Source organism: Campylobacter sp. Cr9 (genome assembly GCF_020138295.1).
Classification (GTDB): Bacteria; Campylobacterota; Campylobacteria; order Campylobacterales; family Campylobacteraceae; genus Campylobacter_E.
Genome location: NZ_JACGBH010000008.1, coordinates 76,500 through 100,686 on the forward strand (window position 1 = coordinate 76,500; position 24,187 = coordinate 100,686).

The window sequence follows — 24,187 nt, forward strand, 5'->3', positions numbered from 1 at the left end:
CTATTTCAAATTCTATTAATTTTTAAGGATAAATATGAAGGTAATTTTTGGTCCAATTAATTCAAGAAGATTTAAAAAATCTTTAGGTATAGATTTAAGTCCTAATGAGAAATGTTGCAATTTTGATTGCTTATATTGTGAGCTAGGAAAGGCAAAGATAAAGCACAAAAATGAAGCTAGTTTAAGCGTTGAATATATTATAAGTGAGCTAAAAAAGGCTTTAGATATTCATAAGGATTTAGACTATATTAGCATAAGTGCTAATGGAGAGCCTACTTTATACCCAAAATTAAAGGAATTAATTTTAGAAATTAATAAAATTAAAAAAAATGCAAAATCACTAATCTTAAGCAATGCAAGCACTATTTTTGATGAAAATATTCAAAAAGCCTTATTAGAACTTGACGCTGTAAAACTTAGCCTTGATAGTGTAAATGAAAAAGTCTTTCGCAAGATCGATAGAAGCAACATAGATTTATCAAAAATAATTCAAGGAATTATTAATTTTAGTAATATTTATAAAGGCGAACTTGTTTTAGAATGCTTAGTTTTGGAAGGAATTAATGATAATAAAGAAGATTTTATAGCTTTAAATGAAATCTTAAAAAATATAAAAGCTTCAAGACTTGATTTAGGCACTATTGATAGGCCAAGTGATTATGATGTAAAGGCTGTAAGTTTTGAAAAATTACAAGAATTAGCAAGCTTGCTTACTAATATTAATGTAAATATTATTTCAAGAACAATAAACGAAAAAACATATGATGATTTACTAAAAACTTTAGAATTAAGACCGCTTAGCGAAGATGAAATAAGCATAAATGATAAAGAATTATTAAAAGAATTGCTAGAAAAAAATATCGTTAAATTAGCAAAGATAAATGATATTAATTTTTACAAATTAAATAAATGAAATTCCTAATTCAAATTCTTGAATTAGGAAAGTTAAATTAAATAGCAACTATCGTATAAACAATAGCAGCAATTATTGTAGGTAGTGCGTTTCTTTTTGCTAGTTCAATTGGATTTACTTTAGCATAAGTAGCACAAATAATAGCTGCACCAGCAATTGGGCTCATACTTCTTCCAAGACCTGCAACAGCCGTTACAACTGAACCTAAATGAACTGGGTCAAGCCCTATATCAGCAGCTTTAATAGTAACTGATTGATTAAATGCAATTCCTGCTGCATCGCCACTTCCTGTAATTAAAGCAAGAGCAAAAGTTCCAACCGAACCAATAAATGTTGCAATGCTTGGATTTGATTTCATAAAATCAATTAATTGCTGAACAAATCCCATCGCATTAAGACCTGCAACGAATATTCCTGCACAAATGATTATTCCATAAACATGAGAAAATCCTTCTCCCATACCAGCACAAAACTTCTTCATAACATCACCAGCTTTTACATCTTTAATGCAAGTGATAAATGCAAGTAATGAACCTATAATCATTGCATGACCGATTCCAACTTTTGGCACTTTAAGTGCAAAGCTTGCTTCATACCATTCTTTAAAATGTGAATTGCTAAGAATTAAAAGTATAGCAACAGGAACAATAGGAACAATAGCTTTTATAGGATTAATTTTAAAGTTTTCATCATCATTTTCTAAATCTTCAGGAACATAACCTTTATATTCTTTAAGCACAATTCCAACTATCATTAATCCTATAGCACAAATAATCGCACTCATACCAAAATAAAATGCTTCATAATGAATAACTTCCATAACATCAACTTTACTAACTTCAGCAACGATGTTTGTTTGATGATAGCCTGGGTTTAGGTTAGCACTTCCGTAAGTTCCTAATAAAACAGTTGAAGCTGCAAGTGCAGGATGAACTCCCATTCTCATAAGTAAAGGAATAATAACAGCACCAACAGCAGCAGAACAACCAGCAGCAGATGTAACAGAAATATTAATAAAAGCAGTAATCAATACAGCACCAGGAACTAAGAAAATCCCTGCATATTTTAATACTTTAGATAGTGCATGAACTAAATGCTTATCACACGAAGTTAGCTTTAAAACATAAGCAAAACCCATTGCAGCTACGATAGGCTCAATTATATTTGCCTTTTTAATAGCTTTTGTAAAAGCTTCTAGTGCATCCATAGGAGCACCTGCGATAATACATAAAATCACACCACTTGTAAAAAGAACCATTCTTGATTCATGACGCTTGATTAAAAGAGTTATTGTTGCAATAACTACAATTAAAGCAATAGCGATTTTAATCATTGCGAATGTACCCATAATTTCTCCTTAAATTATTCAAAAAATAATAAATATTTTTTATGTTAATACTAACTAAATCTCGTAAATTTTTAATAATAATAATGAAATTTAAAATAAAAGATAAAAATAGTATTATTTGATAAAATAGGCATTTAAAGTAAATTTATTAAAGTATTGTTATATTTTGAGATTAATTTTTAATATAGTATTTTTATTTTTTAAATAATAATTATTATTGTATTTCCTAATTCAAATTCTAATTTTTTTGAGTGGAATTTGAATTAGGAATTTAGATTATTTTACATTTGTATAAACCATTTTCCATCTTTATTGTATAGCGATACATTTTCATCTATTTTAGTTCCATCTTTAAAGATTAAAGTAGTTGTTGCTTTTGCGGTATTTTCGGTTTTGTTTATTAGTTTTGTTTTTACTGATTTAAAACCACCATGTTGTTTTGCTTTTTCACTAGCTGTTAAAACCATCATAGATACTTTGCCCTTTACTACTTCTTTGGTATATTGATTGTATTCAAAACACTCAACTACATTATCAACTTTTCCTTTAAAAACACCTTCAAAAAATTTATTAGCAATATCTTCAGGATTTGATCCACCACAAGCAACAAACAAAAATGCAACAATTGTTAATAATAATTTTTTCATAATTTTCCTTTCAATAAGCAATAAAAAGTATTATATAAATTTTAATAAATAATTTATAAATTAAAGGTTTTTATGAAAAAATTAATAATTTTAATTAATATTTTTATATTTTATTTATACTTTAATTTAAATATTTCTTCATTTAGCATTCCAAATAATTTAATGCTTGGAGATTTGATTTTAAGAGAAGGTATAGGAATTGAAAGTGAGTTAATAAAGTTAGCTACTAATTCAAAATACACTCATATAGGAATAATTTCTAGCATTAATCCAACTAAGATTCTTCATGCTACTTATGAAGATTTTGGCTTTAGTGGGGTAGTTCAGTTTGGTTTAAAGGACTTTTTAAAGGGTGCTAAAGAAGTAAAAATTATAAGATTAAAAAATCTAAAAGATAAAGAAAAATTAATTGATGATTTAAAAGCTAAATTAAAAAGTGATTTTGTTTTAGACGAAAGCGAAAATGCTTTATATTGCACTACATATATTTATAATGATTTGAAAAAATATTTAAACATAAAGCTTAATAAGACTTATTTGGATTTACCTATTAATAAAGGTTATTATTTACTTCCTAGTGAGTTTTTAAAATTAGAGCATGAAGTAATTTTTGAAGAAAGGGATTATTTAAAATGAGCGCAATTAAAATTCTTATAGCTATAATTTTTGCCCTTATTTTTACTGCTTGTAGTGAAAAGGACTTAATTATAACCGATATTGTTTTAAGAAGTTTATTGATATTTGAGCTTTATCGTTAATCTAAAAGCTCTTTTACAAAATCACTCATTGAATAATTTTTATTTTCTTTATTTACTAGCCATTTTGCTATTTTAATAGCACCCTTGGCAAAAATTATTCTAGAATTTGCATTATGAATTAGCTCTACGCTTTCATCATCTCCATAAAATCCCACACTATGATAACCAGCAACACTACCGCCCCTAAGACTTACAAGTCCTATTTCATTATCTTGTCTTTTTTGTGTTCTATTAAAACATATTGCGTGTTCTTTATTTAAAGCCTTATTTCTTGCTTCTTTTGCATTATTTGCTAAAGTTAAAGCTGTTCCACTTGGTGCATCGGCTTTATATTTGTGATGTTTTTCGTAGATTTCAATATCAAAATCTTTTAATGCCATTGCGGCAATTTTTGTTAGTTCGTTTAAAATCGCAACCCCTAAAGAAGTATTAGAAGCCCAAAAGAACTTACCTTTATAATCTTTTGCTAGATTAAAATATTCATCGCTAAGTCCAGTAGTTCCTACAACTAAAGCAGGTGGATTTGCTAAAGCACTAGCTTTTTTTAATAACTCCATACTAGCAGCAGGTGCTGAAAAATCAATTATAACTTGAGCTTTAAACAACTCATCATAATTAGAATTTTCTTTAGTAAAAGTATAAATTAGATTAATATTTTCATCGTTTGAAGCTAGTTTTACTAGCTCAACGCCCATTCTACCATTTGCTCCGAATACTGCTAGATTTATCATGGAGATTATAATAATGCGTTTAATTTATCAGCTAAAGCTTGTTTTGCTTGAGCACCGATTACTGTATCAACGATTTCGCCATTTTTGAAAAATAGCATTGTTGGAACTGAACGAATACCAAACTCAGCTGCTAAGTCTTCGCAATCATCAATATTTACTTTTGCTACTAATGCTTTACCTTCAAATTCATTTGATAATTCATCAATCGCAGGTGCAAGCATTCTGCATGGTCCACACCAAGGTGCCCAAAAATCTACTAATGCAACGCCTTCTTTAGCTAAATTAATATTTTCACTTGTTAATTCTTTTGCCATGTTAATCTCCTAAAAATATTTGTAAATAAAAATTATTATCTAACTTAGTTAATGAATATTTATTTTATTTAAGCACAATAATGATAAAAATAATTCAAGGAAAAATTATGATATTTAGCGATGAAGAGTTAATTGAGCCTTGCTTAAATGTATTAAAATCAAAGCTTCATATATTGCATAATGATGGCGGAGATTTAGAGTTTTTAGGTGTTAAAAATGGTGTAGTTTATATAAAATTACTTGGAGCTTGCCATGGTTGTGCTGCTGCAAATACTACATTAAAATTAGGGCTAGAAAGAGCTTTAAAAGAGCAAATTGATAATGATTTAACTTTAATCAACTTAGAAGGTGGAAAGGAAGCTTTCTTAAAACTATGAAAATACAAATTAATGAAACTTTTATAACAGATAATTCAAACGAATGTGAAAAGGGCTGTTATTTTCTAATTACGAATTCAAATTCCAAATACGAAAATGATGCAAAAAACAAAGGTGCTTTAATAATTAATGAAGAAGAAGCAAGAAAATTATTAAATATAAATAAAGATATAAAAATAATAGGAATTACCGGAACTAATGGTAAGACCACAACGGCTGCTGCGATTTATTCAATATTAATTGATTTAGGAAAAAAGGTATTTTTATGCGGAACTCGTGGGGCTTTTTGTAATGATGAAAGAGTTGCAAATAAGTCTTTAACCACTGGATTTTTATTAGAATTATTAAGCTATTTAAAAATAGCTACCGATAATAATTGCGAATATTTCGTAATGGAAGTAAGTTCTCATGCAATTGCACAAAATCGCTATGGCAATATGAAATTCGCAGCTAAAATTTATACTAATTTAACTCAAGATCATTTAGATTTCCATAAAACATTTGAAAATTACGCTGAATGTAAGGCTAGCTTTTTTCAAGATGAGTGCTTAAAAATAATAAATCAAGATGCTTATAAATTTTCATACAATATAAAAGGTGCTATTACATATGGTATTGAAAATCCAGCTTTATATAGCGTTAAAGCTTATACTTTAAATGATGGAATTGACGCTGTATTTGCAATAAAAAATGAATTATATGAAATAAGCTCACCTTTAAGGGGTGTTTTTAATATTTATAATCTATTAGCTGCGTTTGCTTGTGTAAATGAATTAGTTAAGCCAAATAAAGATGAATTGATTAATGCAATAGCAAACTACGCAGGTGTAATGGGAAGAATGCAACAAATTTCTAATAAATACGGAAGAGAAATCATAGTAGATTTTGCACACACACCTGATGGAATTGCAAATGTATTAGAAGCAATGAAACATAAAAAACTAATAGTAGTTTTAGGTGCAGGTGGTAATCGTGATAAAAGCAAAAGAACTCCTATGGCAAAAATCGCTTGTCATTATGCAAAAACTTTATTTTTAACTAGCGATAATCCAAGAGATGAAGAACCGATTGAAATTATAAAAGATATGATTGAAGGCTTAAGTGCTGAAGAGCTTAAAAATATAAATATAGTAATTGATAGAAAATTAGCTATATATAAAGCATTAATGGCACAAAATAAGAATGATTGTGTTATGATTTTAGGCAAAGGCGATGAAGATTATCAAGAAATAAAAGGTGTAAAATATCCATTCTTAGATGAAAAAGTTGCAATTGAATGCTTAGAAGAAATTAATAATTATGAAGAAAAACTTAAATTGAAAGGCGAATATGTTTAAAGATTTTGATTTTTCAAAAATGCAAGAGATGTTGCAAGATGTTCAAAACAAAGCAAAAGAATTTGAAAACGAACTTGTAAATAAAGAATTTGTAGCAAAAAGCGGTGCTGGAATGGTAGAAGTAAAAGTTAATGGCAAATTTCAAGTAATTGATATTAAAATTGATGATGATTTATTAAAAGATAAATCTTCTATGCAAATACTTTTAATTTCTGCTTTAAACGAAGCTTTAGAACAAGCTAGTGCAAATACTAAAAATATGGCTGCTGATATGTTTTTAAAGGGTGGGCAATGAAAAAGCTAGCATTATCTTTAATGCTTAGCATTTCTTTATTTGGGGTTGAGAGACCTACATTTGATGATTTTTTAGCTTGTTATGAAAAGAACAAATCAAGCATGTTAAATTATGAAGGCTTACCTGCTTTTGTTTTAGAAGAAAACCTTTTAGCAGTTATTAAACTACCGGAAACAAAGCTTAATTCATATATTAAATATGATCCATTTTTAAATCTTTATTTAGTAAGAACTGATTTTTCACTAATTAAACCTATAACCGATGATGAAACTAAAAAAACTAGAAATGATTGGCTAGGTGTAATTGATCCTAAAAAAGAATATATAGGTCATTTAAAATATTTAGCTCAAGGACTTTTTGAAAGAGATAAACTAGATTTTAATACTAAAATCGGTTTATTAAACTCACCTTGCTGCAAGGTTTTAGGTATTAGTTTGCTTAATGGAGAATTTATAGGTAATCGCTATTTAAATCATTTTAAAAAATACAATGATGTTTATTGGGGCGATATAGGTGCTACTTTTACTCAAAGAGGGGATAGATATTTTGTAAATGGAATTACTTTTAATAGTAATTTAAGATTAAATGATGAGATTTTAAGCATTGATGATAAGCCTATTGAATCGCTTAGAGCTTTAAATGAAAGAATATTATTTGCAGAAAATCAAAGCACAATTTATCTAAAAGTTTTAAGAGATAATGAAGAGATTAATATAAGCTCAGTTGTTAGTCCTAAAATCTACGAACAACCTGTATTTACTACAAAAAAAGCTATCGTTAAAACTCAGATTTCAAATTCTTTAGGAATAAGCCTTGATAATAACTTAAATGTTATTGGAATTTCAAATAGGAATTTAGGCTTTAAGCTTAAAGATAAAATCTTAAGAGTAAATAATGTTATCGTGCGTAATAAAGCAGAGTTTAATAAACTAGTTCAGCAAGGCGGAGTTTTAAATATATTAATTCAAAGATATATTAAAGACGAGAATAAAAATGGAGATTTTCAATTCTTCATCAATATAAACAAAGGAATATAAATGTTACAAAATATGTCAAATAATTTAAAGTTTTTAAGTGTAGATATGATAAATGCTGCAAATAGCGGACATCCTGGTGTAGCTATGGGGCTTAGCGATATTTTAGCAGTTCTTAGCACAAAGCTTAATTTAAACACAAAAAATCATATCAATCGTGATAGATTAGTGTTTTCAGGCGGTCATGCAAGCTCACTTATATATTCGTTTTTACATTTAAGTGGTTTTGATTTAAGTCTTGATGAGCTTAAAAATTTTCGTCAATTAGGCTCACTTGCAGCAGGTCATCCTGAGATTAAAACTCACGGAGTAGAGATTGATACAGGCCCATTAGGACAAGGTGTAGCAAATGCTGTTGGCTTTGCAATGGCTGCAAAGTTTGCAAGTGCGAGATTAAATAATTCTTTAAATCATAAAATCTATTGCCTTTGTGGAGATGGAGATTTAGAAGAAGGTATAAGTTATGAGGCTTGTTCTTTAGCAAATGTTCATAATCTTGATAATTTAGTATTAATTTATGATAGTAACGAAATTAGCATTGAAGGCGATGTAAAAAACGCATTTCGTGATGATATAGTAGCTAGATTTAATAGCGTTGGATTTGATATTTATACTATTGATGGACATAATTTTGATGAGATTAGTCAAGCTTTAGAAATGACTAAAAACGCTAAAAAACCTAGCATAATTATTGCAAAAACTAAGATAGGCAAGGGTGCTTGCGAGCTAGAAGGTAGCGAGAAAACTCACGGCTCACCTTTAGGAAAAGACTTAGCACTAAAAGCAAAAAAAGCAGCTTCTTGGAGTGAAGAAGAATTTTATATAGATGAAGTTGCAAAAAATGGCTTTAAAGAAATGATTAAAAGAAGTGATGAGTATTTTGCAAATTGGGATAAAGCTAATAAATTTAGCGAAGAACAACTTGAATTTATCGCTTATTTAGAAGGTAAAAAAGAATTAAATGTAGATTTTTCTAAATTAGATTTAAGCAAAAATTATGCTACAAGAGATAGCAACCACGCTTGTTTAAATGAAATTGCTAGAGCAATTCCTACATTTTTAGGTGGTTCAGCTGATTTAGCACCATCAAATAAAACTTATTTAAATGATTTTAAAGATTTAAAAGATGGTGGCAAAAATATAGCATTTGGTATTCGTGAGCATGCAATGGGGGCTATTGTTAATGCAATGGCTAGATATGGCTTACATCCGTTTTGTGCTACATTTTTAGTATTTAGTGATTATTTAAAGCCTTCAATTCGTCTTGCTGCACTTATGAATCTTAAGGCGTTTTTCGTATTTTCTCATGATAGCATAGGAGTAGGCGAAGATGGTCCAACACATCAACCAATAGAGCAAATCAGCACTCTTAGAAATATACCTAATTTATACACCTTCCGTCCTGCTGATATGGCTGAAAATATCGCTTGCTGGCAAATCGCACTTAAACTAAATAATCCAAGTGCATTTGCATTAAGTCGCTCAGCACTTCCTAGCTTAAATACTAGCATTCCTGATATTAGCAAGGGAGCTTATTTTGTAAAATATAATGATGTTGCAGATACTACAATAATTGCAAGTGGTAGTGAAGTAGCACTCGCGCTTGAAGTTGCAAAAGATAAAAATATCAATGTATTAAGTATGCCTTGCTTTGAACTATTTGATAAAGAATTTGATAAATCTTTATTAAAAGGAAAAGTTATAGGAATTGAAGCTGCAAGATCTTATGAATTATACAAATATTGCGATGAACTTATAATAATGGATAGTTTTGGCGCTAGTGGAAAAGAAAAAGATGTATTCAAACACTTTGGCTTTAGTGCTGATAAAATCAAGATTTAAAAACTAGGAATTTCTTTTGAAATTCCTATTTCAAATTCTTTGTAATTTTGAAAGAATTTGAAATAGGAATTAAACTTTAGGAATAATCGTGGAAAATTTGCATCAACCAACTTTAAGGGTTATAAAAGTATTAGAAACTTTGAAAAATTGTGATGAAGGTTTGAATATTAGCCAAATTGCTAAAGAATGCAGTATAAGCGTAGGGACTTTGCATCCTATTTTAAAAACCTTATGTGAATTAGATTATTTAACTTACGATAATAAAGTTTATAAATTATCTTTTTGTCTAAATCCTGAGCTAGAACAAAGAAAGTCAACAAAAATTATTATTTATTATATGGATGAATTAGCTGCAAAAATTAAATTAAATGTTCAATTAGGTATGCTAAATGGTAAAAAGGTTATATATCTGCATAAAAGCGAAGGGAATGAAAAAATCGCTTTAAAAACAAAAGCAGGAGATGTTGCGAATGCAAATGCAACTGCTTTAGGCAAGGCATTATTATTTGATAAGACTTTGGCTGATTTAAAAAGAATATTTAAAAAGCAAATCTTAGAGCAAAACACTGCAAGAACGATTAATAATGTAAATGATTTATATGAAAATATTGAGTATTGTAAAAATCTAGGATATTCTTATGAATATGGAGAATATGATGATGATTTTTCTTGTTTTGCTGTGCCTATTAGAAAAAATAAAGAGATTTTCGCAGCAATTAGCGTAACGATTTTAAAATTTCATTTAAACGATGAGAAAAAAGAAATAATAACAACAGAATTATTAAATTATAAAAAGATAATAGAAGAACATCTTTCATAAGTCATTATGAGAAAAATCTCATAATGAATTTAATTTTATTTTTAATAAAGAATTATTAGCCATTTCAGGAACTAATAGAGTTTTTGTGCTGTTATCATAAAACATATCAGCAGGACCTTTTAAGTCTCTTAAATTTAGCTTTTCTAATTTATTATTTGATAATTTATAAATATAGCCTTTTAATTCTTTGCCCCAGCTTGTAATTAATATATCTTGATTAACTTTTACTATTCCATCAAATTGCTCTAAATTATCGCTTAGTTTTTCAATACTTTTATCACTAAGATTAATCTTTAAAATAGCTCCGCCATCTTTTTCGCTAGGATCATAGCCTACAACATACAAATAATTTTCATCAATTAACAAGCCGTTTGGACCACCATTTTCTTTATCAATATTTAAATAATCAGAATATTTTCCACCATTTAAATCAACTTTATGGATTTTGTAAGTTCCTGTATCGCTTACTAAAAGTGTATTTGCATCAAGACTCTCAATAGCATTTAAAAATACTGCATCTTTAATCACTAATTTAAACACTTCTTTATAAGTATTAATATCAAAGCCATAAATTGTATCAATATCTACAACATATAAAACATCATCAATGATTTTCATACCCTTTGGAGCGTTTAAATCTTTTGCAAATACTTCTAATTTATCATTTTTCTTAGAAATTATATTTATATAGCCATCATTGTCTTTATTTAGTGGCTCTAATTTAGCTCCTACATTTGATACAAAAATATAATCATCATTTGCTACAACGCTTTCAGGTGAAGCAAAAGTATTGATTTCTTTAATTTCATAAGCACTAACAAAACTTAGTGCAACCATGCTAAAAATAATTTTCCTCATTTTTCTCTCCTTGTTTTTTGTATAAATTATAAGAAAAAATAATTTTATTTTCTAATAGTTTTAATGTAAAAAATATAAGTTTTTTGCTTTTTGGAATTGTTTTGGGGTTGTTTTATATCTTTTTTTATATCTTGAAATAAACCAAGCAGGAGAGTTAAACCCAACTTCAAGGCAAATTTCTGTGATATTTTTATTTGAAAATTCTAATAAGAATTTTGCTTTTTCAAATTTTTTATTATCAAGCCATTCTTTAGCACTTATTCCAAAACTTTGCTTAAAACTTTTACTAAAGTTAGTAAGCGACATATTTGAAAATTTTGCCATTTCTAAAACATTTTGAAAATCTTTTTCGCAATATGAAAATATTTGAAATAATGGTAATTTAAAATTAGTTATTATCGTTTTTAAAAATGTAATAAAACTTTGATTATTTTTACTATAAAGTAGGGCTAAAAATAATTCTTCAAATTTTAATTTTATAATTTCTTCATTAGTTTTATAAGAAAAACAAGGCAAAAATGAAGTAAAAATTGAGTTTAAAAGCTCGTTTGAATTAAGCTTAAAAATATGCTCATCAGTAGCAAAATTGCTAGTTAATAAAGATTTGTATTTATAAATTAATTCAATCAAAATGCTTTCTTTAAAACAAATAATGATTGAATTATAATAATTATTGCGAATGCAATCTTTTATCAAATATGAGCCTTTGGTAAAAAACAAAATCTCATTTTTATTAATAGTAAAATCTTGTTGTTTTGTATGAATTATTTTTTGCCCTTCGTTTATAAAAACTAAAGCATAATCATCAAAGCAAACTTCATAAAAATCGTCATTTTTACTTTTTTCATAAAGGCAAAGATTAAGATAATTTGAATTAATCACCTTTTTATTAATTTTTCCTAATTCATTAGGTAAATATATCATATAAACTCTTTGGAATTTGAATTAGGAATTAAAAAGGCCAAATAGTCTCAACTGCTTTAGTTCCCCAAGGCTTTTTAGTAGCCTTATCAATCTCTCCTTGAGTTGAATAAAGTATCTTAGCATCTGCGATATATTTACTCTCAATTGTGTTTTGCCCTGAGATATCATAAGGGCGAATTACTCCTGAGATTTGCACAATTTGTTTTTCGCCATTTATTAAAAGCTGTTTTTTTCCTTCTATGAAATAATTTCCATTAGCTAAAACTTTTATAACTCTAGCGCTTATCGTGGTTTGAAATTTTTCGTTTCTACTTGCTTGACCACTTCCGCTAAAATCACTAGTATTTTTAGTATTAAATCCTATATCAGTATTTTTATTAAGTTTTGATAATAATCCTGCGAATACTCCTGCGTTTAAATTAGTATTTGTAGATTTATTAGTGCTTTTGCTTGCTTTTGAGCTTTGCGAAGCATCTTCTTTTATGATTATTGTAACAATATCATTTACATTCATTGCTTTATTATCGCTAAATAATGGGTTTGAGCCTTTGCCAAAGAGTGAGCCAGGACTTCCTAAATTATTTTCAGCCTTAGGTTCAATTTGTTCTACATAAGTTGGAGCTTTCATATCTATTTGTGGGTCTGCTAAGCCACAACCTGAAATTATTACGCCTAAAATAAAAGCATATATTTTTTTCACAAGATTTTCCTTATTTATTAATACTTTAGGCATATACTCTAGCAAAATTTAATCAATGAAGGAGTAGCAATGAATGCGATTTACTTTCAAAAAAGTAACAGGGAAAACCTAAATAATCTTGCTATTAAATTATCTAAAAAATACCCTAATATGGTAGTTTTTCAAGCACTTGCTTGTGAAGATGGTGTTTGTGGTTTAGATAAATTAAGTAAAGATTTTAATATTAAAACAGAATATTTATTTGATACACAAAGTGGAGTTAAGAAGTATTTAGAAAATGAGAATGCTTTTTATAAAAGTATAATTATCAAGTTTAATGAGCTAAAAGCTAAATATGATTTTGTTTTAGTTTCTAGTTTTGGTGCTTTTGGTGGTCTTGATACATTTTGGATTAATCTAAGACTTAGTAAAGAATTAAATCTAAATTATGTAATTGATAGTGATTTAACCAAATTTGAGTTTGCTAAAATTCATCATAACTATACTAGTTTATATAACGAAAACACAGGCATAGATGAATTATTAAATCTTAAAAAGCCTGAATATGTAAGTCCAATGGCATTTGAAGTTATGCTTGAAAGTAAAGCAAAAAGCGATATTAAAACAATAGTTTTACCAGAAGGAAACGATGAGCGTATTTTAAAAGCAGCTCATAAATTATTAGAAAGCAAAGCAGTAAAACTAATAATCTTAGGAAACAATAAAGAAATAGCACAAAAGGCTAGTGATTTAGGTCTTGACTTAGATGATGTAAAGACTTATAATCCAGGTAATTCATCATTAGATGATGAATGTGCTAATGCGCTTTTTGAAGCTAGAAAATCAAAAGGCATGACTATCGAACAAGCAAAAGAACTTATAAAAGATAGAAACTACTTCGGAACTCTTTTAGTTCATTTAGGCTATGCTGATGCTATGGTTAGTGGTGCTGCATGTTCTACTGCTGATACAATTCGCCCAGCTCTTCAAATAGTAAAAACTAAGCCAGGTGTAAAGAGTGTAAGCGGTGGATTTTTTATGTGCTTAAGTGATAAGGTATGGTATTTTGCAGATTGTGCAGTAACTCCAAATCCAACTCCTGAAAACTTAGCTGAAATAGCTTATGTTAGTTCAAAAACTTATGAAGCTTTTGGTTTTGAGCCAAGAGTGGCAATGCTTTCATATTCAACTGCAAATAGTGGCAGTGGTGTTAGTGTGGATTTAACCAAACAAGCTTGCGAGTTTGCAAAGGCTTATGAAGGATTAGTATATGATGGTCCTATTCAGTTTGATGCTGCAGTAGATATTGCAACAGCTAGTAAGAAAATGCCTGATAGTAAGGTTGCAGGAAGAGCAAATGTATTTGTATTCCCTGATTTAAACGCAGCAAATATAGGTTATAAAGCAGTTCAAAGAAGTGCAGGAGCAATTGCAGTTGGTCCATTACTTCAAGGTTTAAACAAGCCAATCAACGATTTAAGCAGAGGTTGTTTGGTTGAAGATATTGTAAATACATGCTTAATTAGTGCAATTCAAGCACAATAAATTATAAAAAGGAAAGAAAAATGAAAAAAGTATTAGTTTTAAACGCAGGTTCAAGCTCACTAAAGTTTCAATTGTTTTTCAATGAAGATAGCGTTGCAAGTGGCTTGGTTGAACAAATTGGTGAAAGTAATTCAAGAGCAAAAATTAAATTTGATGGTAAAGAATTAGAGCATTTAGGTGGCATAAACAATCACGAAGATGGCTTAAAAGTAGTTCGTGATTTATTTGCAAAAAGCGGACTTTTAACTGATTTTAGCGAATTAGCAGCAGTAGGTCATCGTGTAGTTCATGGTGGAGATAAATTTATTAAAGCAACTTTAGTAGATGATAATTGCTTAAAAACTTTAGATGAATTAGTAAAATTAGCACCTTTACATAATCCTGCAAATATTTCAGGAATTAAAACAATCATAAGCCTTGCTCCAAGTGTTAAAAACGTTGCAGTATTTGATACAGCATTTCATCAAACAATGCCAGAAATCGCATATCGCTATGCAATAGCTAATAAATACTATGAAGAAGATGGCGTTAGAAGATATGGTTTTCATGGAACATCTCATGAGTATGTAACTCGCGAAGCAGAAAAATTCTTAGGCGTTCAAAATATTGACGCAATTACAGCTCACTTAGGAAATGGTGCAAGTATTAGTGCTATTAAAGGTGGTAAATGCGTGGATACTTCAATGGGGCTTACTCCACTTGAAGGTTTAATGATGGGAACTAGATGTGGGGATATTGATGCAGGAGCTTTATTTTATCTAGCATATAATAAAGGCTTAAGCGTTGCTGAACTTGATAAAATTTGCAATAAACAAAGTGGTTTATTAGGAATTTGTGGTGCTAATGATATGCGTGAAATTGAAGAAAATATGCAAAACGGCGATGAGAAAGCAAAATTAGCATTTGATATGTTTTGTTATAGAATAGCAAAATACATAGGCTCATATCTTGCAGTAACTCCTGCAAAAGCTCTAATTTTTACAGCTGGAATTGGCGAAAACGATGATTTAATGAGAGCAGCTGTTTGTAAGCAACTTGCACACCTTGGCTTTAGTATTGATGAAGAAAAGAATGCTAAGCGTGAAAAAGTAGCAAGAAATATAGCAAAAGCTGATTCAAAATATCCTATTTTAGTTATTCCAACAAATGAAGAATTATCAATAGCAAAGCAAACTTTAGCATTAATTTAAAAGAATTTGAATTAGGAAATTCCTAATTCAAATTCCAAAACTTTTTTAATCTTTATTCTTTAATTTAATTATTTTTTTGCATTTAATCATAAATGTCATTCTTTTATTTTTTCGTATATACAAAATATGATTTAACTTATACGAAAAGTAACACTTTTTAAAAATATTTGGAATTTTTGATTTAAATTAAATAATTTTTACCTTTTATGCAATATCTTTCATAAATACAAAAAATAAAATTTAATTTTTTTGTATATACAAAAAGTTAAGGAGAATAATATGGGAATACTTAAAGGAACTTTACCAGCTTTATATACACCTTATAAAGATGATGGAAGTATTAATGAAGCTGAGTTTTTAAAAATGTGTGAATGGGGCATTGCTAATGGGCTTGATGGATTGTTTTGCAACGGAAGTGCAGGAGATTCACAAGCAATGCCTTATGAGATGAAATCAAAAATGCTAGAGCTTTCAATCAAAGCTGCCAATAAAAAAGTGCCTGTTATTTGTGGAATAGGAAGTTGTATTTACCAAGAAAGCTTAGACCTTGCAAATGAAGCTTATAATAAAGGAGCTGATGCGCTTTTGCTTATGATGCCGTATTATTATAAGTTTAATGATGATACGCTTTATACTTATGTAAAAGACTTACAAGCTAAAGTAAAGCTTCCACTTTATATTTACAATATCCCACTTTTTGCACCTGCGATGAGTTTAAATCTAATTGAAAAATTAAGCAAATTACCAAATATTGTAGGTATGAAAGATAGTAGTGGAGACGCATTATTACTAAATCATATTTTAGATGTTGTGCCAAGTGATTTTGATGTATTTGTGGGTCGTGAAGAGCATTATTTTGGAGCTTTAATGATGGGTGCAAAAGGTTCAATGACAAGTGCAGGATGTGTTTTTCCTGATGTTATGAGTGCGATTTATAAAGCATATAATGAAAAAAATTATGAAAGAGCAATAAAACTTCAAAAAGCATTATTACCAGCTATTAGATTTGGAATGAGCTTATCGTTTCCTATGGGATTTGCACTTTTACTTAAAGCTCGTGGTTTTGCATTCGCAAACAAAAGCATTCATCCACTAAGCGAAGAAACTCTAAAAGCACTTAGTGAAAAATTTGAATATGCAAAAGAATTAGTTAAAAACATAGAAAGTGCATTATGAAAAATAGATTTTTAAAAGTTAGCGAAATAGACAATGTCGCAACTGCAATAAGTGATTTAAAAAATGGCGAAGTTTTTGGCGATGTTACTTTGCTAAATGATATTAAAAGCGGACATAAATTCGCTTTAACTGATATTAAAAAAGGTGATTTTATCATTAAATACGGCGAAGTAATAGGAGCAGCAAGTAAAGAAATCAAAAAAGGCGAATGGGTTCATACAAATAATACCGAGGGCGTTCGTGGTAGAGGCGATAGCTGTGATAGTTCAAAATTAGAAAATGCTTTAAAATTAAGCCAAGAGAGTGCAAGCAAGAAAAATCTAAACGCACAAGATTCAAAACACGAAAAAGTAGTTTTGAAAGGTTATAGAAGAGAAGATGGCAAGTTTGGCTTAAGAAATAAAGTCTTAATAATTCCAAGCGTTGTATGCGCTAATAAGGTTGTAGAAAATATTGCCAAAGCATGCCCTGAAGCTGTATATGTAACTCATCAGCACGGATGTAGCCAACTTGATTTTGATGCAGAGCAAACAAGAATGCTAATGGCAGGAAATTGTGCGAACCCAAATGTATATGCTGCACTTGTAGTAGGGCTTGGTTGTGAGACTATTAGCTCAAATTCGGTTAAAGAACTAGCTAAAAGCTTAGCACCTTATAAAGATGTAAGAGCGATTAGCATTCAAGAGCTAGGTGGTATTACAAATACAACAAATGAAGGCATAAAAATAGTTAAAGAAATGCTTGAAAATGCTAGTAAATGTAAATTGAGTGAAGGCGATTTTAGCGATATTATCTTAGGAACTGAATGTGGTGGAAGTGATGCTTATAGTGGGCTTAGTGCAAATCCATCACTAGGAAGTCTAAGTGATTATGTGGTTGAAAATGGTGGAGCTGTAATTTTAGCTGAAACAACTGAGCTAATAGGAGCTGAAAATATCTTAGCAAGGCGTGCAATTAATGCTGAAGTTGAGAAAAAAATATATGAAAAAATCTATGGCTTTGAAGAAAATGTTAAAAATAGTGGCTCAGACATTCGTGGTGCAAATCCAAGCCCAGGAAATATAGCAGGCGGACTTACTACTATTGAAGAAAAAAGCCTTGGTTGTGTTTATAAAGCAGGGACAACTAAAGTTGTAGATGTGATTGATTATGCAATGCCGGTTACTAAAAAAGGCCTTACATTTATGGATACTCCAGGAAATGATATAGAGCAGCTTAGTGCTATGGTAGCAGGTGGGGCGAACTTAGTTGTATTTACAACAGGTCGTGGAACTCCAACAGGAAGCCCTACAACTCCAACGATTAAGCTAAGTACAAATAATTTTTGCGCCACAAATATGGCTGATGTAATTGACTTAAATGCTGGCGAAATCGTAGATGGCAATAAGTGTAAAGAAGATATTAGAGATGAATTAATTGAATTAATTGTAAGAATTAGCGAAGGTGAATTAACAAAAGCAGAAATCAATAAACAAAATGATTTTAGCGTTTGGAGACTTGCAACAACTTGTTAAATAAAAATTAAAACAAAGGAGAAATTATGGATTTAGGATTAAAAGGAAAAGTTGTAATTGTTACAGGTGGCGGAAAAGGAATTGGTGGTGGCATTAGCAAATGCCTTGCAGCTGAAGGTGCAATTCCTGTTATTGTATCTCGCTCTAAGCTTGATAGTGATTTTGAAGCAGAGATTAAAGCGCTTTGCCCAAATTATGGCTTTTATCAATTAGATTTATCAAAATGGCAAGAAATTAGTGCAGTTGTAGAGCAAATTGTAGCTAAATACGGCTCAATTTATGCACTTGTTAATAATGCAGGTATGAATGATAATCTTCATATTGAAAGTGCTACAACGCAGGATCTGATTAAAAGCTATGAGAGTAATTTATTTCATTATTACGAAATGACAAAATGCTGCCTTCCTTATATTAAAAAAGAGCAAGGAAGTATCTTAAATATTTCAAGCAAAACAGGTATCACAGGACAAGGAAGAACCACAGCATACGCAAGCGCAAAAGGTGCTCAAATAGCAATGACAAGAGAGTGGGCTTGCGCTTTTGCTCCTGATAATGTTCGTGTAAATTGCATTTGCCCTGCTGAAGTTTGGACTCCACTTTATGAAAAATGGATTAAAAACTTCCCAGACCCTGAAAAGCAATATCAAGAAATTGCAAAATTCATTCCACTAGGACATCGTTTCACAACTTGCGAAGAAATCGCTGATACTGCTGTATTTACAATAAGCCCAAGGGCATCTCATACAACAGGACAAATCTTAACGCCAGATGGTGGTTATATGCATCTTGATCGTGCATTAAATTGGGAAAACTAAAGGAGAAAAAATGAATAAAAATGTAAAAATTGCAATAGGATTAGTAACATCTTTATTTTTCTTATGGGGTGTTAGTTATGGACTTGTAGATGTTATGAATAAAAACTTTCAAAACCATTTAGGAATTACTCAACAAAATAGTGGTCTTTTACAAATGGCTTATTTTGGAGCGTATTTTGTAATGGCACTTCCAGCTGGTTGGATTGCTTCAAGATTTTCTTATAAGATAGGAATTATTACAGGGCTTGCACTTTATGCAATTGGTTGCTTACTAATAATTCCAGCTACAAATATGGCTAGTTTTAATATGTTCTTATTTGCTTTCTTTGTTCTTGCTTGCGGACTTGGAGCACTTGAGACTAACGCAAACCCTTATATGACAAAGCTTGGAGATGAGAAAAACGCTTCATTTAGAATTAATGCAGCTCAAAGCTTTAATGGTTTTGGACAATTTGTTGGACCTATTATTGGTGGTAGCTTATTCTTATCAATCACACATAGTGGAGAAAACGCAACAGCAGCTGAAAAAGAACAAGCATTACTTGAAAATATGTTTAACGTTCAAATGGTTTATGTAGGAATTGCTTTAATAGTATTTTTAATCTTACTTGCATTCGTATTTAATAAAATTCCAGAAGGTAGCGAAGTAAGTGGCGAAGCTCGTGTTAAAGACAATTCAAAAGCAAGTGATGTATTTAAACATAAGCATTTTAATTTAGGAGTATTAGCTCAATTTTTATATGTTGCAGCTCAAGTTGGAGCAGGAGCATTCTTTATAAACTATGCAGTAGAGCATACAGCAAACCTTGGCGATGCTGCTTTAAGTGATGAAAAATCTGCGTATTTCTTCTCAGCTGCACTTGTAGCATTTATGATAGGAAGAATTGTTACAACTCCACTTATGAAAGTAATGAAAGGCGAGAGCATTTTAGGTATTTATTCGCTTATAAATGTTGCATTATGCTTTTATTTATATGTAGCTGATGGAATGATTAGTGTTTATGCTTTAATTTTAGTGTTTTTCTTTATGAGTATTAGCTTTCCTACTATTTTTGCAGTTGCTACAAAAGATTTACCACTAAATCAAGTAAAACTTGGTGGTTCAATCTTAGTAATGAGTATTTGTGGCGGTGCAATAATGCCTACAATTATGGGAGCCATAAATGATACTTACGGCACAGGTGCAGGGTTTTTGGCTTTAGCTCCTTGCTTTTTATATGTAGCATTATATAGCTTTTTATGGACTAAAAAATCATGAAAGTAATTGATACACACTTTCATATATGGCAACAAAATGACGCTAGTTGGGTGCAAAATGCCCCAGCTAGACTAAGGCGTGATTTTGCTTTTGATGAATACTTAACTGAATTTAGTGAATGTGATTTTTTAGGTGGCGTTTATGTGGAAATAAACGCAGATGAGCCAAAGGCTGAAAGCGCTAAAATGCTTAGCTTTAAACATGAAAAATTGCTTGCTTTATGTCTTGCTACAATAGGAGCAAATAGCTTTAGAGAAGTTTTACACACAAAGCAAAGCGGATATTGTTTAGGTAGTGAGTTTAAAAAAACGATTAATTTAGTAAATGCAAATGATTTATTGTTTGAAGTTTGCATAAACGAAAACGAACTAAGTAATTTTAATAAAATTATTAAGGAATTTAAAACAGGAATTATCTTTAATCATTTTGCAAATATTAAGGATTTTAGTGGCAAAGATACCTTAAAACAAATTGCTAAAAAAGAAAATGCTTATATGAAATTATCATGCCAAGATGATTTTGTTTTAGGTAAAGATTATTCAAAATTACTTGATATGGCTTTTAATATTTTCGGAGAAGATAGGATTTGCTTTGGCTCAAATTATCCTGTAAGTGAGCTAAAACCAAATGAGTGGATTAAAATAATTGATAGTTATTTTAAAAGTGATGATTTAAAAGAAAAGATTTTTTATTTAAATGCAAAAGAAATTTATAAAATAAAGGAGATTTAATGCAAAGATTTGGACAAATTATCAAAGTTATTCCAGAAAAATTAGCTGAATACGAAAGACTTCACGCAAACCCTATGCCAGGCGTAAATGAGATGATAAAGGCTTGCAATATTCGTAATTATTCAATTTATAATTTTGGCGAGTATTTATTCGCATATTTTGAGTATGTAGGAACTGATTTTGATGCTGATATGGCAAAAATGGCAGCAGATGAGAATACTCGCAAATGGTGGGCTTGCACGGATCCATGCCAAATATCACTTGGCTATGCAGGTCAAAAATGGCTAAATATGAAAGAAGTTTATCATTTAGATTAGGAAAGTAATTCCTAATCTAAATTCTTTTACGAGTGTTAATTGTAAATCTTTAATATTCCTAAAAAATAAGGGGATTATTATGAAAAACAATTTAAAAAATAGCAAAAGAATCGTAATTAAAGTAGGCACATCAACTCTAACTTACGAAAACGGAAATCTAAACCTTGGTTTAATTAGCAAATTAGCATGGGTTTTAACTGATTTGAAAAATCAAGGCAAAGATGTGATTTTGGTTACTTCAGGAGCAATCGGAGTAGGTTCAAAGAAATTAGGCTTTAAACAAAGACCTAAAGAAACGAAAGAAAAACAAGCAGCAGCAGCAATAGGTCAAGCTGAACTTATGCATATTTATCAAAACGCATTTTCAACTTTTGGTTGTTTTGTTGCTCAAATTTTATTAACAAAAGATGATTTTGAAATAGAACAAAGAAAGATAAATACCCAAAATACTTTAAATACTTTATTAAAATATGAAATTATCCCCATAATTAATGCAAACGATACTATTTCAACTTATGAGATTGAATTTAGCGATAATGATAGTTTATCAGCTAGTGTTGCTGTGCTTAGTGGTGCTGATTTGCTTATGATTTTAAGTGATATTGATGCTTTTTATACAGCAAATCCTAAAAACAATCCTAACGCAAAAAGAATTGCTTATGTAGAAAAAATAACAGATGAAATCATGAATATGGGAGAAGATAAAGGTAGTGAGTTTAGTGTAGGCGGAATGAAGACTAAACTTCAAGCTGGTTTAGTTTGTGCTAAAGCTGGTATTAAAATGGCTATATTAAATGGAGATAATCCTATGAATATAACAGAAGTTTTAGCAGGAGCTGATATAGGAACGATTTTTGGATAAGGAAGAAAAATGCTAGAAATTTTAGGAAATAATGCAAAACTTGCTAAAACAAAGATTATAAAACTTAGCACAAAGCTTAAAAACGAAGTATTAAACGAATGTGCAAATGAGCTTTTAGCAAATAAAGATGAGCTTTTAAAAGCTAATTTAAAAGATATAAACGAAAATATTAATCTAAAAAGCGCTTTCGTTGATAGGCTTAGATTAAATGAAAGCAGAATAGAAAATATGGCAAATACTTTAAGAAATGTTGCATTATTAGATGATGTGATTAATCAAGTAGTATTTGGTAAAACTTTAGAAAATAATCTTAAATTAGAGCAAGTTAGAGTGCCTTTAGGAGTTGTTGCAATTATTTTTGAATCTCGCCCTAATGTTTGTGTAGATGCTTTTGCTTTATGTTTTAAGAGTTCTAATGTGGTTATTTTAAGGGGTGGAAAAGAAGCGCTTAACACTAATTTATTTTTAGTTTCAATTTTTAAAAAAGTATTAAAACGCTTTAATTTAGATGAAAATTTCGTTCAAATCATAAGCGATACAAACAAAGAATTAGTAAAAAGTCTATTAAAAATGAATAATTACATAGATGTAGTAATTCCTAGAGGGAGTGCTAGTTTAATTAATGAAGTTAAGAATAATAGCACCATTGCTTGTATTCAAACAGGGGTTGGAAATTGTCATATTTATGTTGATTATAATGCAAAATTAGAAAATGCTTTAAAAATCATTGATAATGCAAAAAGACAAAGACCAGGGGTATGTAATAGCGTAGAAACTTTACTAATCCATGAAGATATTGCAAAAACTTTGCTACCTTTAGTGCAAGAGCGTTTAAGTGATGTTGAGCTAAGAGTTTGCGAAAAATCTTGCAAATATTTAACTAGATTTGTTAAAGCAAGCAAAGAAGATTACGAAGATGAATTTGAGGATTTAATCCTAGCGATTAAAATAGTAAGCAATGTAGATGAAGCTATAACTCACATTCAAAAATACAGCACAAATCATTCAGAAGCAATCATTTCAGAAGATTTTACTAATATTAATAAGTTTTTAGATGAGTTAGACTCAGCTTGTATTTATGTAAATGCAAGCACTAGATTTAGCGATGGTGCGGAGTTTGGCTATGCAGCAGAAATTGGTATTAGCACACAAAAGCTTCACGCAAGAGGTCCAATGGGACTTAAAGAACTAACTACTACAAAATACAAAATCATAGGCGACGGACACATAAGAGCTTAAAATTTGTGGAATTTGAATTAGGAATTTAAACCAAATTCCTATTTTAAATTCTTTTAATTTAAAAGTTATGTTAAGTTGGTTTATTTATAATGTTTTACAAAGGAGATTACATGGAAGTAACAATTAAAATAAACGATAACCCACATTTTTTAAAAGCTGTAAAACAATTAGCAAAAGCTTTTAATGAGCCTATTAAAATACAAAAGCAAAAAAGTAATTTAGCTGAATTTTATAAGAGTGATGAGTTTTTAGAAGCTCTAAAAGAAGTAGAAAACGAAGATGTAATTAAGTTTAAAAACTTTGATGAATATAAAAAAGCTATGGATACTGCTAGTGTATGAAATTCATTTATCAAAAACATATAAAAAACAATATGATAAATTAAGTAAAAAAGATAAAGATTTAACTGACAATATAATAAAACGCCTAGCAAACGATGAGGTTTTAGAAGAAAAATATAAAGACCATGCATTACAAGGAAGCCTTAAAGGTTTTAGAGATTGTCATATAAAAAGCGATTTGGTATTAGTTTATAAGAAAGATAAAAACATATTAATTTTAACTTGCGTTAGCATAGCAAATCATAACAATTCATTTAAAAAATAAAATATTAGATTTAATCATAATTTATTTTAAATTCCTATTTCAAATTCTTTGAAAATC

At 29.6% G+C, this 24,187-nt stretch carries 27 protein-coding genes and 1 pseudogene; 21 read left to right on the top strand and 7 right to left on the bottom strand.

Going from position 1 to position 24,187, the window contains the following annotated elements; all coding sequences use genetic code 11:
- The first annotated feature begins 34 nt into the window (after positions 1-34).
- Positions 35-913, top strand: a complete 879-nt coding sequence (locus AVANS14531_RS05285; RefSeq protein WP_336611592.1) for a radical SAM protein — start codon at positions 35-37, stop codon at positions 911-913.
- A gap of 37 nt (positions 914-950) precedes the next feature.
- Here AVANS14531_RS05285 and dcuC read toward each other — a convergent pair whose 3' ends face one another.
- Both dcuC and AVANS14531_RS05295 read right to left on the bottom strand, forming a co-directional pair.
- Positions 951-2,261 carry a C4-dicarboxylate transporter DcuC gene (dcuC, locus tag AVANS14531_RS05290; protein ID WP_239818374.1) on the bottom strand — a complete coding sequence of 437 codons (1,311 nt, stop codon included), beginning with the start codon at positions 2,259-2,261 and terminating at the stop codon, positions 951-953.
- Positions 2,262-2,542: 281 nt separating this feature from the next.
- On the bottom strand, positions 2,543-2,908 hold the full coding sequence (locus AVANS14531_RS05295) for a DUF4878 domain-containing protein (protein WP_336611593.1): 366 nt from the start codon (positions 2,906-2,908) through the stop codon (positions 2,543-2,545).
- 72 nt (positions 2,909-2,980) lie between these two features.
- On the opposite strand from AVANS14531_RS05295, the gene AVANS14531_RS05300 reads away from it, so the two are divergent.
- Entirely contained in the window at positions 2,981-3,544 is a 564-nt protein-coding gene (locus AVANS14531_RS05300; protein ID WP_336611594.1) for a hypothetical protein, read from the top strand.
- 118 nt (positions 3,545-3,662) lie between these two features.
- Here AVANS14531_RS05300 and dapB read toward each other — a convergent pair whose 3' ends face one another.
- Complete coding sequence (gene dapB / locus AVANS14531_RS05305) at positions 3,663-4,397, bottom strand: 4-hydroxy-tetrahydrodipicolinate reductase (RefSeq protein WP_336611595.1); 735 nt, start codon at positions 4,395-4,397, stop codon at positions 3,663-3,665.
- Between the two features lie 5 nt (positions 4,398-4,402).
- Positions 4,403-4,711 (bottom strand): thioredoxin, encoded by a 309-nt coding sequence (gene trxA / locus AVANS14531_RS05310; RefSeq protein ID WP_239818378.1) that lies wholly within the window; start codon positions 4,709-4,711, stop codon positions 4,403-4,405.
- A gap of 104 nt (positions 4,712-4,815) precedes the next feature.
- Between trxA and AVANS14531_RS05315 the strand changes: the two genes are divergently transcribed.
- The 6 genes from AVANS14531_RS05315 to AVANS14531_RS05340 all read left to right on the top strand — a co-directional run bounded on the left by AVANS14531_RS05315 (position 4,816) and on the right by AVANS14531_RS05340 (position 10,416).
- Positions 4,816-5,088, top strand: coding sequence for a NifU family protein (locus tag AVANS14531_RS05315; protein ID WP_239818530.1), 273 nt, complete (start codon positions 4,816-4,818; stop codon positions 5,086-5,088).
- Complete coding sequence (locus tag AVANS14531_RS05320; protein ID WP_336611596.1) at positions 5,085-6,425, top strand: UDP-N-acetylmuramoyl-L-alanyl-D-glutamate--2,6-diaminopimelate ligase; 1,341 nt, start codon at positions 5,085-5,087, stop codon at positions 6,423-6,425. Before AVANS14531_RS05315 ends, AVANS14531_RS05320 begins: the two co-directional genes overlap by 4 nt.
- Positions 6,418-6,720: a YbaB/EbfC family nucleoid-associated protein gene (locus tag AVANS14531_RS05325; RefSeq protein WP_239818380.1), complete on the top strand. Its 303-nt coding sequence runs from the start codon at positions 6,418-6,420 to the stop codon at positions 6,718-6,720. Before AVANS14531_RS05320 ends, AVANS14531_RS05325 begins: the two co-directional genes overlap by 8 nt.
- Entirely contained in the window at positions 6,717-7,757 is a 1,041-nt protein-coding gene (locus AVANS14531_RS05330; RefSeq protein WP_336611597.1) for a DUF7488 domain-containing protein, read from the top strand. Before AVANS14531_RS05325 ends, AVANS14531_RS05330 begins: the two co-directional genes overlap by 4 nt.
- Positions 7,758-9,596 (top strand): transketolase family protein, encoded by a 1,839-nt coding sequence (locus AVANS14531_RS05335; RefSeq protein ID WP_336611598.1) that lies wholly within the window; start codon positions 7,758-7,760, stop codon positions 9,594-9,596.
- An 88-nt stretch (positions 9,597-9,684) separates the two neighbouring features.
- On the top strand, positions 9,685-10,416 hold the full coding sequence (locus tag AVANS14531_RS05340) for an IclR family transcriptional regulator (RefSeq protein ID WP_336611599.1): 732 nt from the start codon (positions 9,685-9,687) through the stop codon (positions 10,414-10,416).
- Between the two features lie 18 nt (positions 10,417-10,434).
- Here the strand turns inward: AVANS14531_RS05340 and AVANS14531_RS05345 are convergent, their stop codons facing one another.
- The 3 genes from AVANS14531_RS05345 to flgH are packed head-to-tail and all read right to left on the bottom strand — an operon-like array spanning position 10,435 to position 12,898.
- On the bottom strand, positions 10,435-11,274 hold the full coding sequence (locus AVANS14531_RS05345; protein WP_336611600.1) for an ATP-binding protein: 840 nt from the start codon (positions 11,272-11,274) through the stop codon (positions 10,435-10,437).
- A gap of 60 nt (positions 11,275-11,334) precedes the next feature.
- Positions 11,335-12,198 (bottom strand): helix-turn-helix domain-containing protein, encoded by an 864-nt coding sequence (locus AVANS14531_RS05350; RefSeq protein ID WP_336611601.1) that lies wholly within the window; start codon positions 12,196-12,198, stop codon positions 11,335-11,337.
- Between the two features lie 28 nt (positions 12,199-12,226).
- Positions 12,227-12,898 carry a flagellar basal body L-ring protein FlgH gene (gene flgH, locus AVANS14531_RS05355; RefSeq protein WP_336611602.1) on the bottom strand — a complete coding sequence of 224 codons (672 nt, stop codon included), beginning with the start codon at positions 12,896-12,898 and terminating at the stop codon, positions 12,227-12,229.
- 69 nt (positions 12,899-12,967) lie between these two features.
- On the opposite strand from flgH, the gene pta reads away from it, so the two are divergent.
- The 13 genes and pseudogenes from pta to AVANS14531_RS05420 all read left to right on the top strand — a co-directional run bounded on the left by pta (position 12,968) and on the right by AVANS14531_RS05420 (position 24,130).
- Complete coding sequence (gene pta / locus AVANS14531_RS05360) at positions 12,968-14,422, top strand: phosphate acetyltransferase (protein WP_336611603.1); 1,455 nt, start codon at positions 12,968-12,970, stop codon at positions 14,420-14,422.
- Positions 14,423-14,442: 20 nt separating this feature from the next.
- A complete protein-coding gene (locus AVANS14531_RS05365; RefSeq protein ID WP_239818388.1) occupies positions 14,443-15,612 on the top strand; it encodes an acetate kinase in 1,170 nt (389 codons plus the stop codon).
- A gap of 279 nt (positions 15,613-15,891) precedes the next feature.
- Entirely contained in the window at positions 15,892-16,788 is an 897-nt protein-coding gene (locus AVANS14531_RS05370; RefSeq protein WP_336611604.1) for a dihydrodipicolinate synthase family protein, read from the top strand.
- A pseudogene (locus AVANS14531_RS05375) lies at positions 16,785-17,042 on the top strand (UxaA family hydrolase); the annotation flags it as partial. The gene AVANS14531_RS05370 and the pseudogene AVANS14531_RS05375, both read left to right, overlap by 4 nt.
- A 102-nt stretch (positions 17,043-17,144) precedes the next feature.
- Positions 17,145-18,302 (top strand): UxaA family hydrolase, encoded by a 1,158-nt coding sequence (locus AVANS14531_RS05380; RefSeq protein WP_336611613.1) that lies wholly within the window; start codon positions 17,145-17,147, stop codon positions 18,300-18,302.
- 26 nt (positions 18,303-18,328) lie between these two features.
- Positions 18,329-19,117 carry an SDR family oxidoreductase gene (locus AVANS14531_RS05385; protein WP_336611605.1) on the top strand — a complete coding sequence of 263 codons (789 nt, stop codon included), beginning with the start codon at positions 18,329-18,331 and terminating at the stop codon, positions 19,115-19,117.
- A 10-nt stretch (positions 19,118-19,127) separates the two neighbouring features.
- The gene (fucP, locus tag AVANS14531_RS05390; protein WP_336611606.1) at positions 19,128-20,375 is read left to right on the top strand and encodes an L-fucose:H+ symporter permease; all 1,248 of its coding nucleotides are present in this window, start codon (positions 19,128-19,130) and stop codon (positions 20,373-20,375) included.
- Positions 20,372-21,106 carry an amidohydrolase family protein gene (locus tag AVANS14531_RS05395; protein WP_336611607.1) on the top strand — a complete coding sequence of 245 codons (735 nt, stop codon included), beginning with the start codon at positions 20,372-20,374 and terminating at the stop codon, positions 21,104-21,106. The genes fucP and AVANS14531_RS05395 overlap by 4 nt, the downstream gene beginning before the upstream one ends.
- Complete coding sequence (locus tag AVANS14531_RS05400; RefSeq protein ID WP_239818394.1) at positions 21,106-21,423, top strand: L-rhamnose mutarotase; 318 nt, start codon at positions 21,106-21,108, stop codon at positions 21,421-21,423. The genes AVANS14531_RS05395 and AVANS14531_RS05400 overlap by 1 nt, the downstream gene beginning before the upstream one ends.
- Positions 21,424-21,502: 79 nt before the next feature.
- Positions 21,503-22,285: a glutamate 5-kinase gene (gene proB / locus AVANS14531_RS05405; RefSeq protein WP_336611608.1), complete on the top strand. Its 783-nt coding sequence runs from the start codon at positions 21,503-21,505 to the stop codon at positions 22,283-22,285.
- Between the two features lie 9 nt (positions 22,286-22,294).
- The gene (locus tag AVANS14531_RS05410) at positions 22,295-23,524 is read left to right on the top strand and encodes a glutamate-5-semialdehyde dehydrogenase (protein ID WP_336611609.1); all 1,230 of its coding nucleotides are present in this window, start codon (positions 22,295-22,297) and stop codon (positions 23,522-23,524) included.
- A gap of 110 nt (positions 23,525-23,634) precedes the next feature.
- Entirely contained in the window at positions 23,635-23,865 is a 231-nt protein-coding gene (locus tag AVANS14531_RS05415; protein WP_336611610.1) for a hypothetical protein, read from the top strand.
- Positions 23,858-24,130, top strand: coding sequence for a type II toxin-antitoxin system RelE/ParE family toxin (locus tag AVANS14531_RS05420; protein ID WP_442862400.1), 273 nt, complete (start codon positions 23,858-23,860; stop codon positions 24,128-24,130). Before AVANS14531_RS05415 ends, AVANS14531_RS05420 begins: the two co-directional genes overlap by 8 nt.
- The last annotated feature ends 57 nt before the right edge of the window (positions 24,131-24,187 follow it).

What these genes read in the sequence shown, in the direction of transcription:
- AVANS14531_RS05325 (WP_239818380.1), top strand. Translation starts at nt 6,418, where the DNA reads ATGTTTAAAGATTTTGATTTTTCAAAAATGCAAGAGATGTTGCAAGAT.
- AVANS14531_RS05385 (WP_336611605.1), top strand. Translation starts at nt 18,329, where the DNA reads ATGGATTTAGGATTAAAAGGAAAAGTTGTAATTGTTACAGGTGGCGGA.
- trxA (WP_239818378.1), bottom strand. Translation starts at nt 4,711, where the DNA reads ATGGCAAAAGAATTAACAAGTGAAAATATTAATTTAGCTAAAGAAGGC.
- AVANS14531_RS05335 (WP_336611598.1), top strand. Translation starts at nt 7,758, where the DNA reads ATGTTACAAAATATGTCAAATAATTTAAAGTTTTTAAGTGTAGATATG.
- dapB (WP_336611595.1), bottom strand. Translation starts at nt 4,397, where the DNA reads ATGATAAATCTAGCAGTATTCGGAGCAAATGGTAGAATGGGCGTTGAG.
- AVANS14531_RS05350 (WP_336611601.1), bottom strand. Translation starts at nt 12,198, where the DNA reads ATGATATATTTACCTAATGAATTAGGAAAAATTAATAAAAAGGTGATT.
- AVANS14531_RS05365 (WP_239818388.1), top strand. Translation starts at nt 14,443, where the DNA reads ATGAAAAAAGTATTAGTTTTAAACGCAGGTTCAAGCTCACTAAAGTTT.
- AVANS14531_RS05295 (WP_336611593.1), bottom strand. Translation starts at nt 2,908, where the DNA reads ATGAAAAAATTATTATTAACAATTGTTGCATTTTTGTTTGTTGCTTGT.
- AVANS14531_RS05370 (WP_336611604.1), top strand. Translation starts at nt 15,892, where the DNA reads ATGGGAATACTTAAAGGAACTTTACCAGCTTTATATACACCTTATAAA.
- AVANS14531_RS05410 (WP_336611609.1), top strand. Translation starts at nt 22,295, where the DNA reads ATGCTAGAAATTTTAGGAAATAATGCAAAACTTGCTAAAACAAAGATT.
- AVANS14531_RS05330 (WP_336611597.1), top strand. Translation starts at nt 6,717, where the DNA reads ATGAAAAAGCTAGCATTATCTTTAATGCTTAGCATTTCTTTATTTGGG.
- AVANS14531_RS05400 (WP_239818394.1), top strand. Translation starts at nt 21,106, where the DNA reads ATGCAAAGATTTGGACAAATTATCAAAGTTATTCCAGAAAAATTAGCT.
- AVANS14531_RS05320 (WP_336611596.1), top strand. Translation starts at nt 5,085, where the DNA reads ATGAAAATACAAATTAATGAAACTTTTATAACAGATAATTCAAACGAA.
- AVANS14531_RS05300 (WP_336611594.1), top strand. Translation starts at nt 2,981, where the DNA reads ATGAAAAAATTAATAATTTTAATTAATATTTTTATATTTTATTTATAC.
- AVANS14531_RS05415 (WP_336611610.1), top strand. Translation starts at nt 23,635, where the DNA reads ATGGAAGTAACAATTAAAATAAACGATAACCCACATTTTTTAAAAGCT.
- pta (WP_336611603.1), top strand. Translation starts at nt 12,968, where the DNA reads ATGAATGCGATTTACTTTCAAAAAAGTAACAGGGAAAACCTAAATAAT.
- fucP (WP_336611606.1), top strand. Translation starts at nt 19,128, where the DNA reads ATGAATAAAAATGTAAAAATTGCAATAGGATTAGTAACATCTTTATTT.
- dcuC (WP_239818374.1), bottom strand. Translation starts at nt 2,261, where the DNA reads ATGGGTACATTCGCAATGATTAAAATCGCTATTGCTTTAATTGTAGTT.
- AVANS14531_RS05395 (WP_336611607.1), top strand. Translation starts at nt 20,372, where the DNA reads ATGAAAGTAATTGATACACACTTTCATATATGGCAACAAAATGACGCT.
- proB (WP_336611608.1), top strand. Translation starts at nt 21,503, where the DNA reads ATGAAAAACAATTTAAAAAATAGCAAAAGAATCGTAATTAAAGTAGGC.
- AVANS14531_RS05345 (WP_336611600.1), bottom strand. Translation starts at nt 11,274, where the DNA reads ATGAGGAAAATTATTTTTAGCATGGTTGCACTAAGTTTTGTTAGTGCT.
- AVANS14531_RS05285 (WP_336611592.1), top strand. Translation starts at nt 35, where the DNA reads ATGAAGGTAATTTTTGGTCCAATTAATTCAAGAAGATTTAAAAAATCT.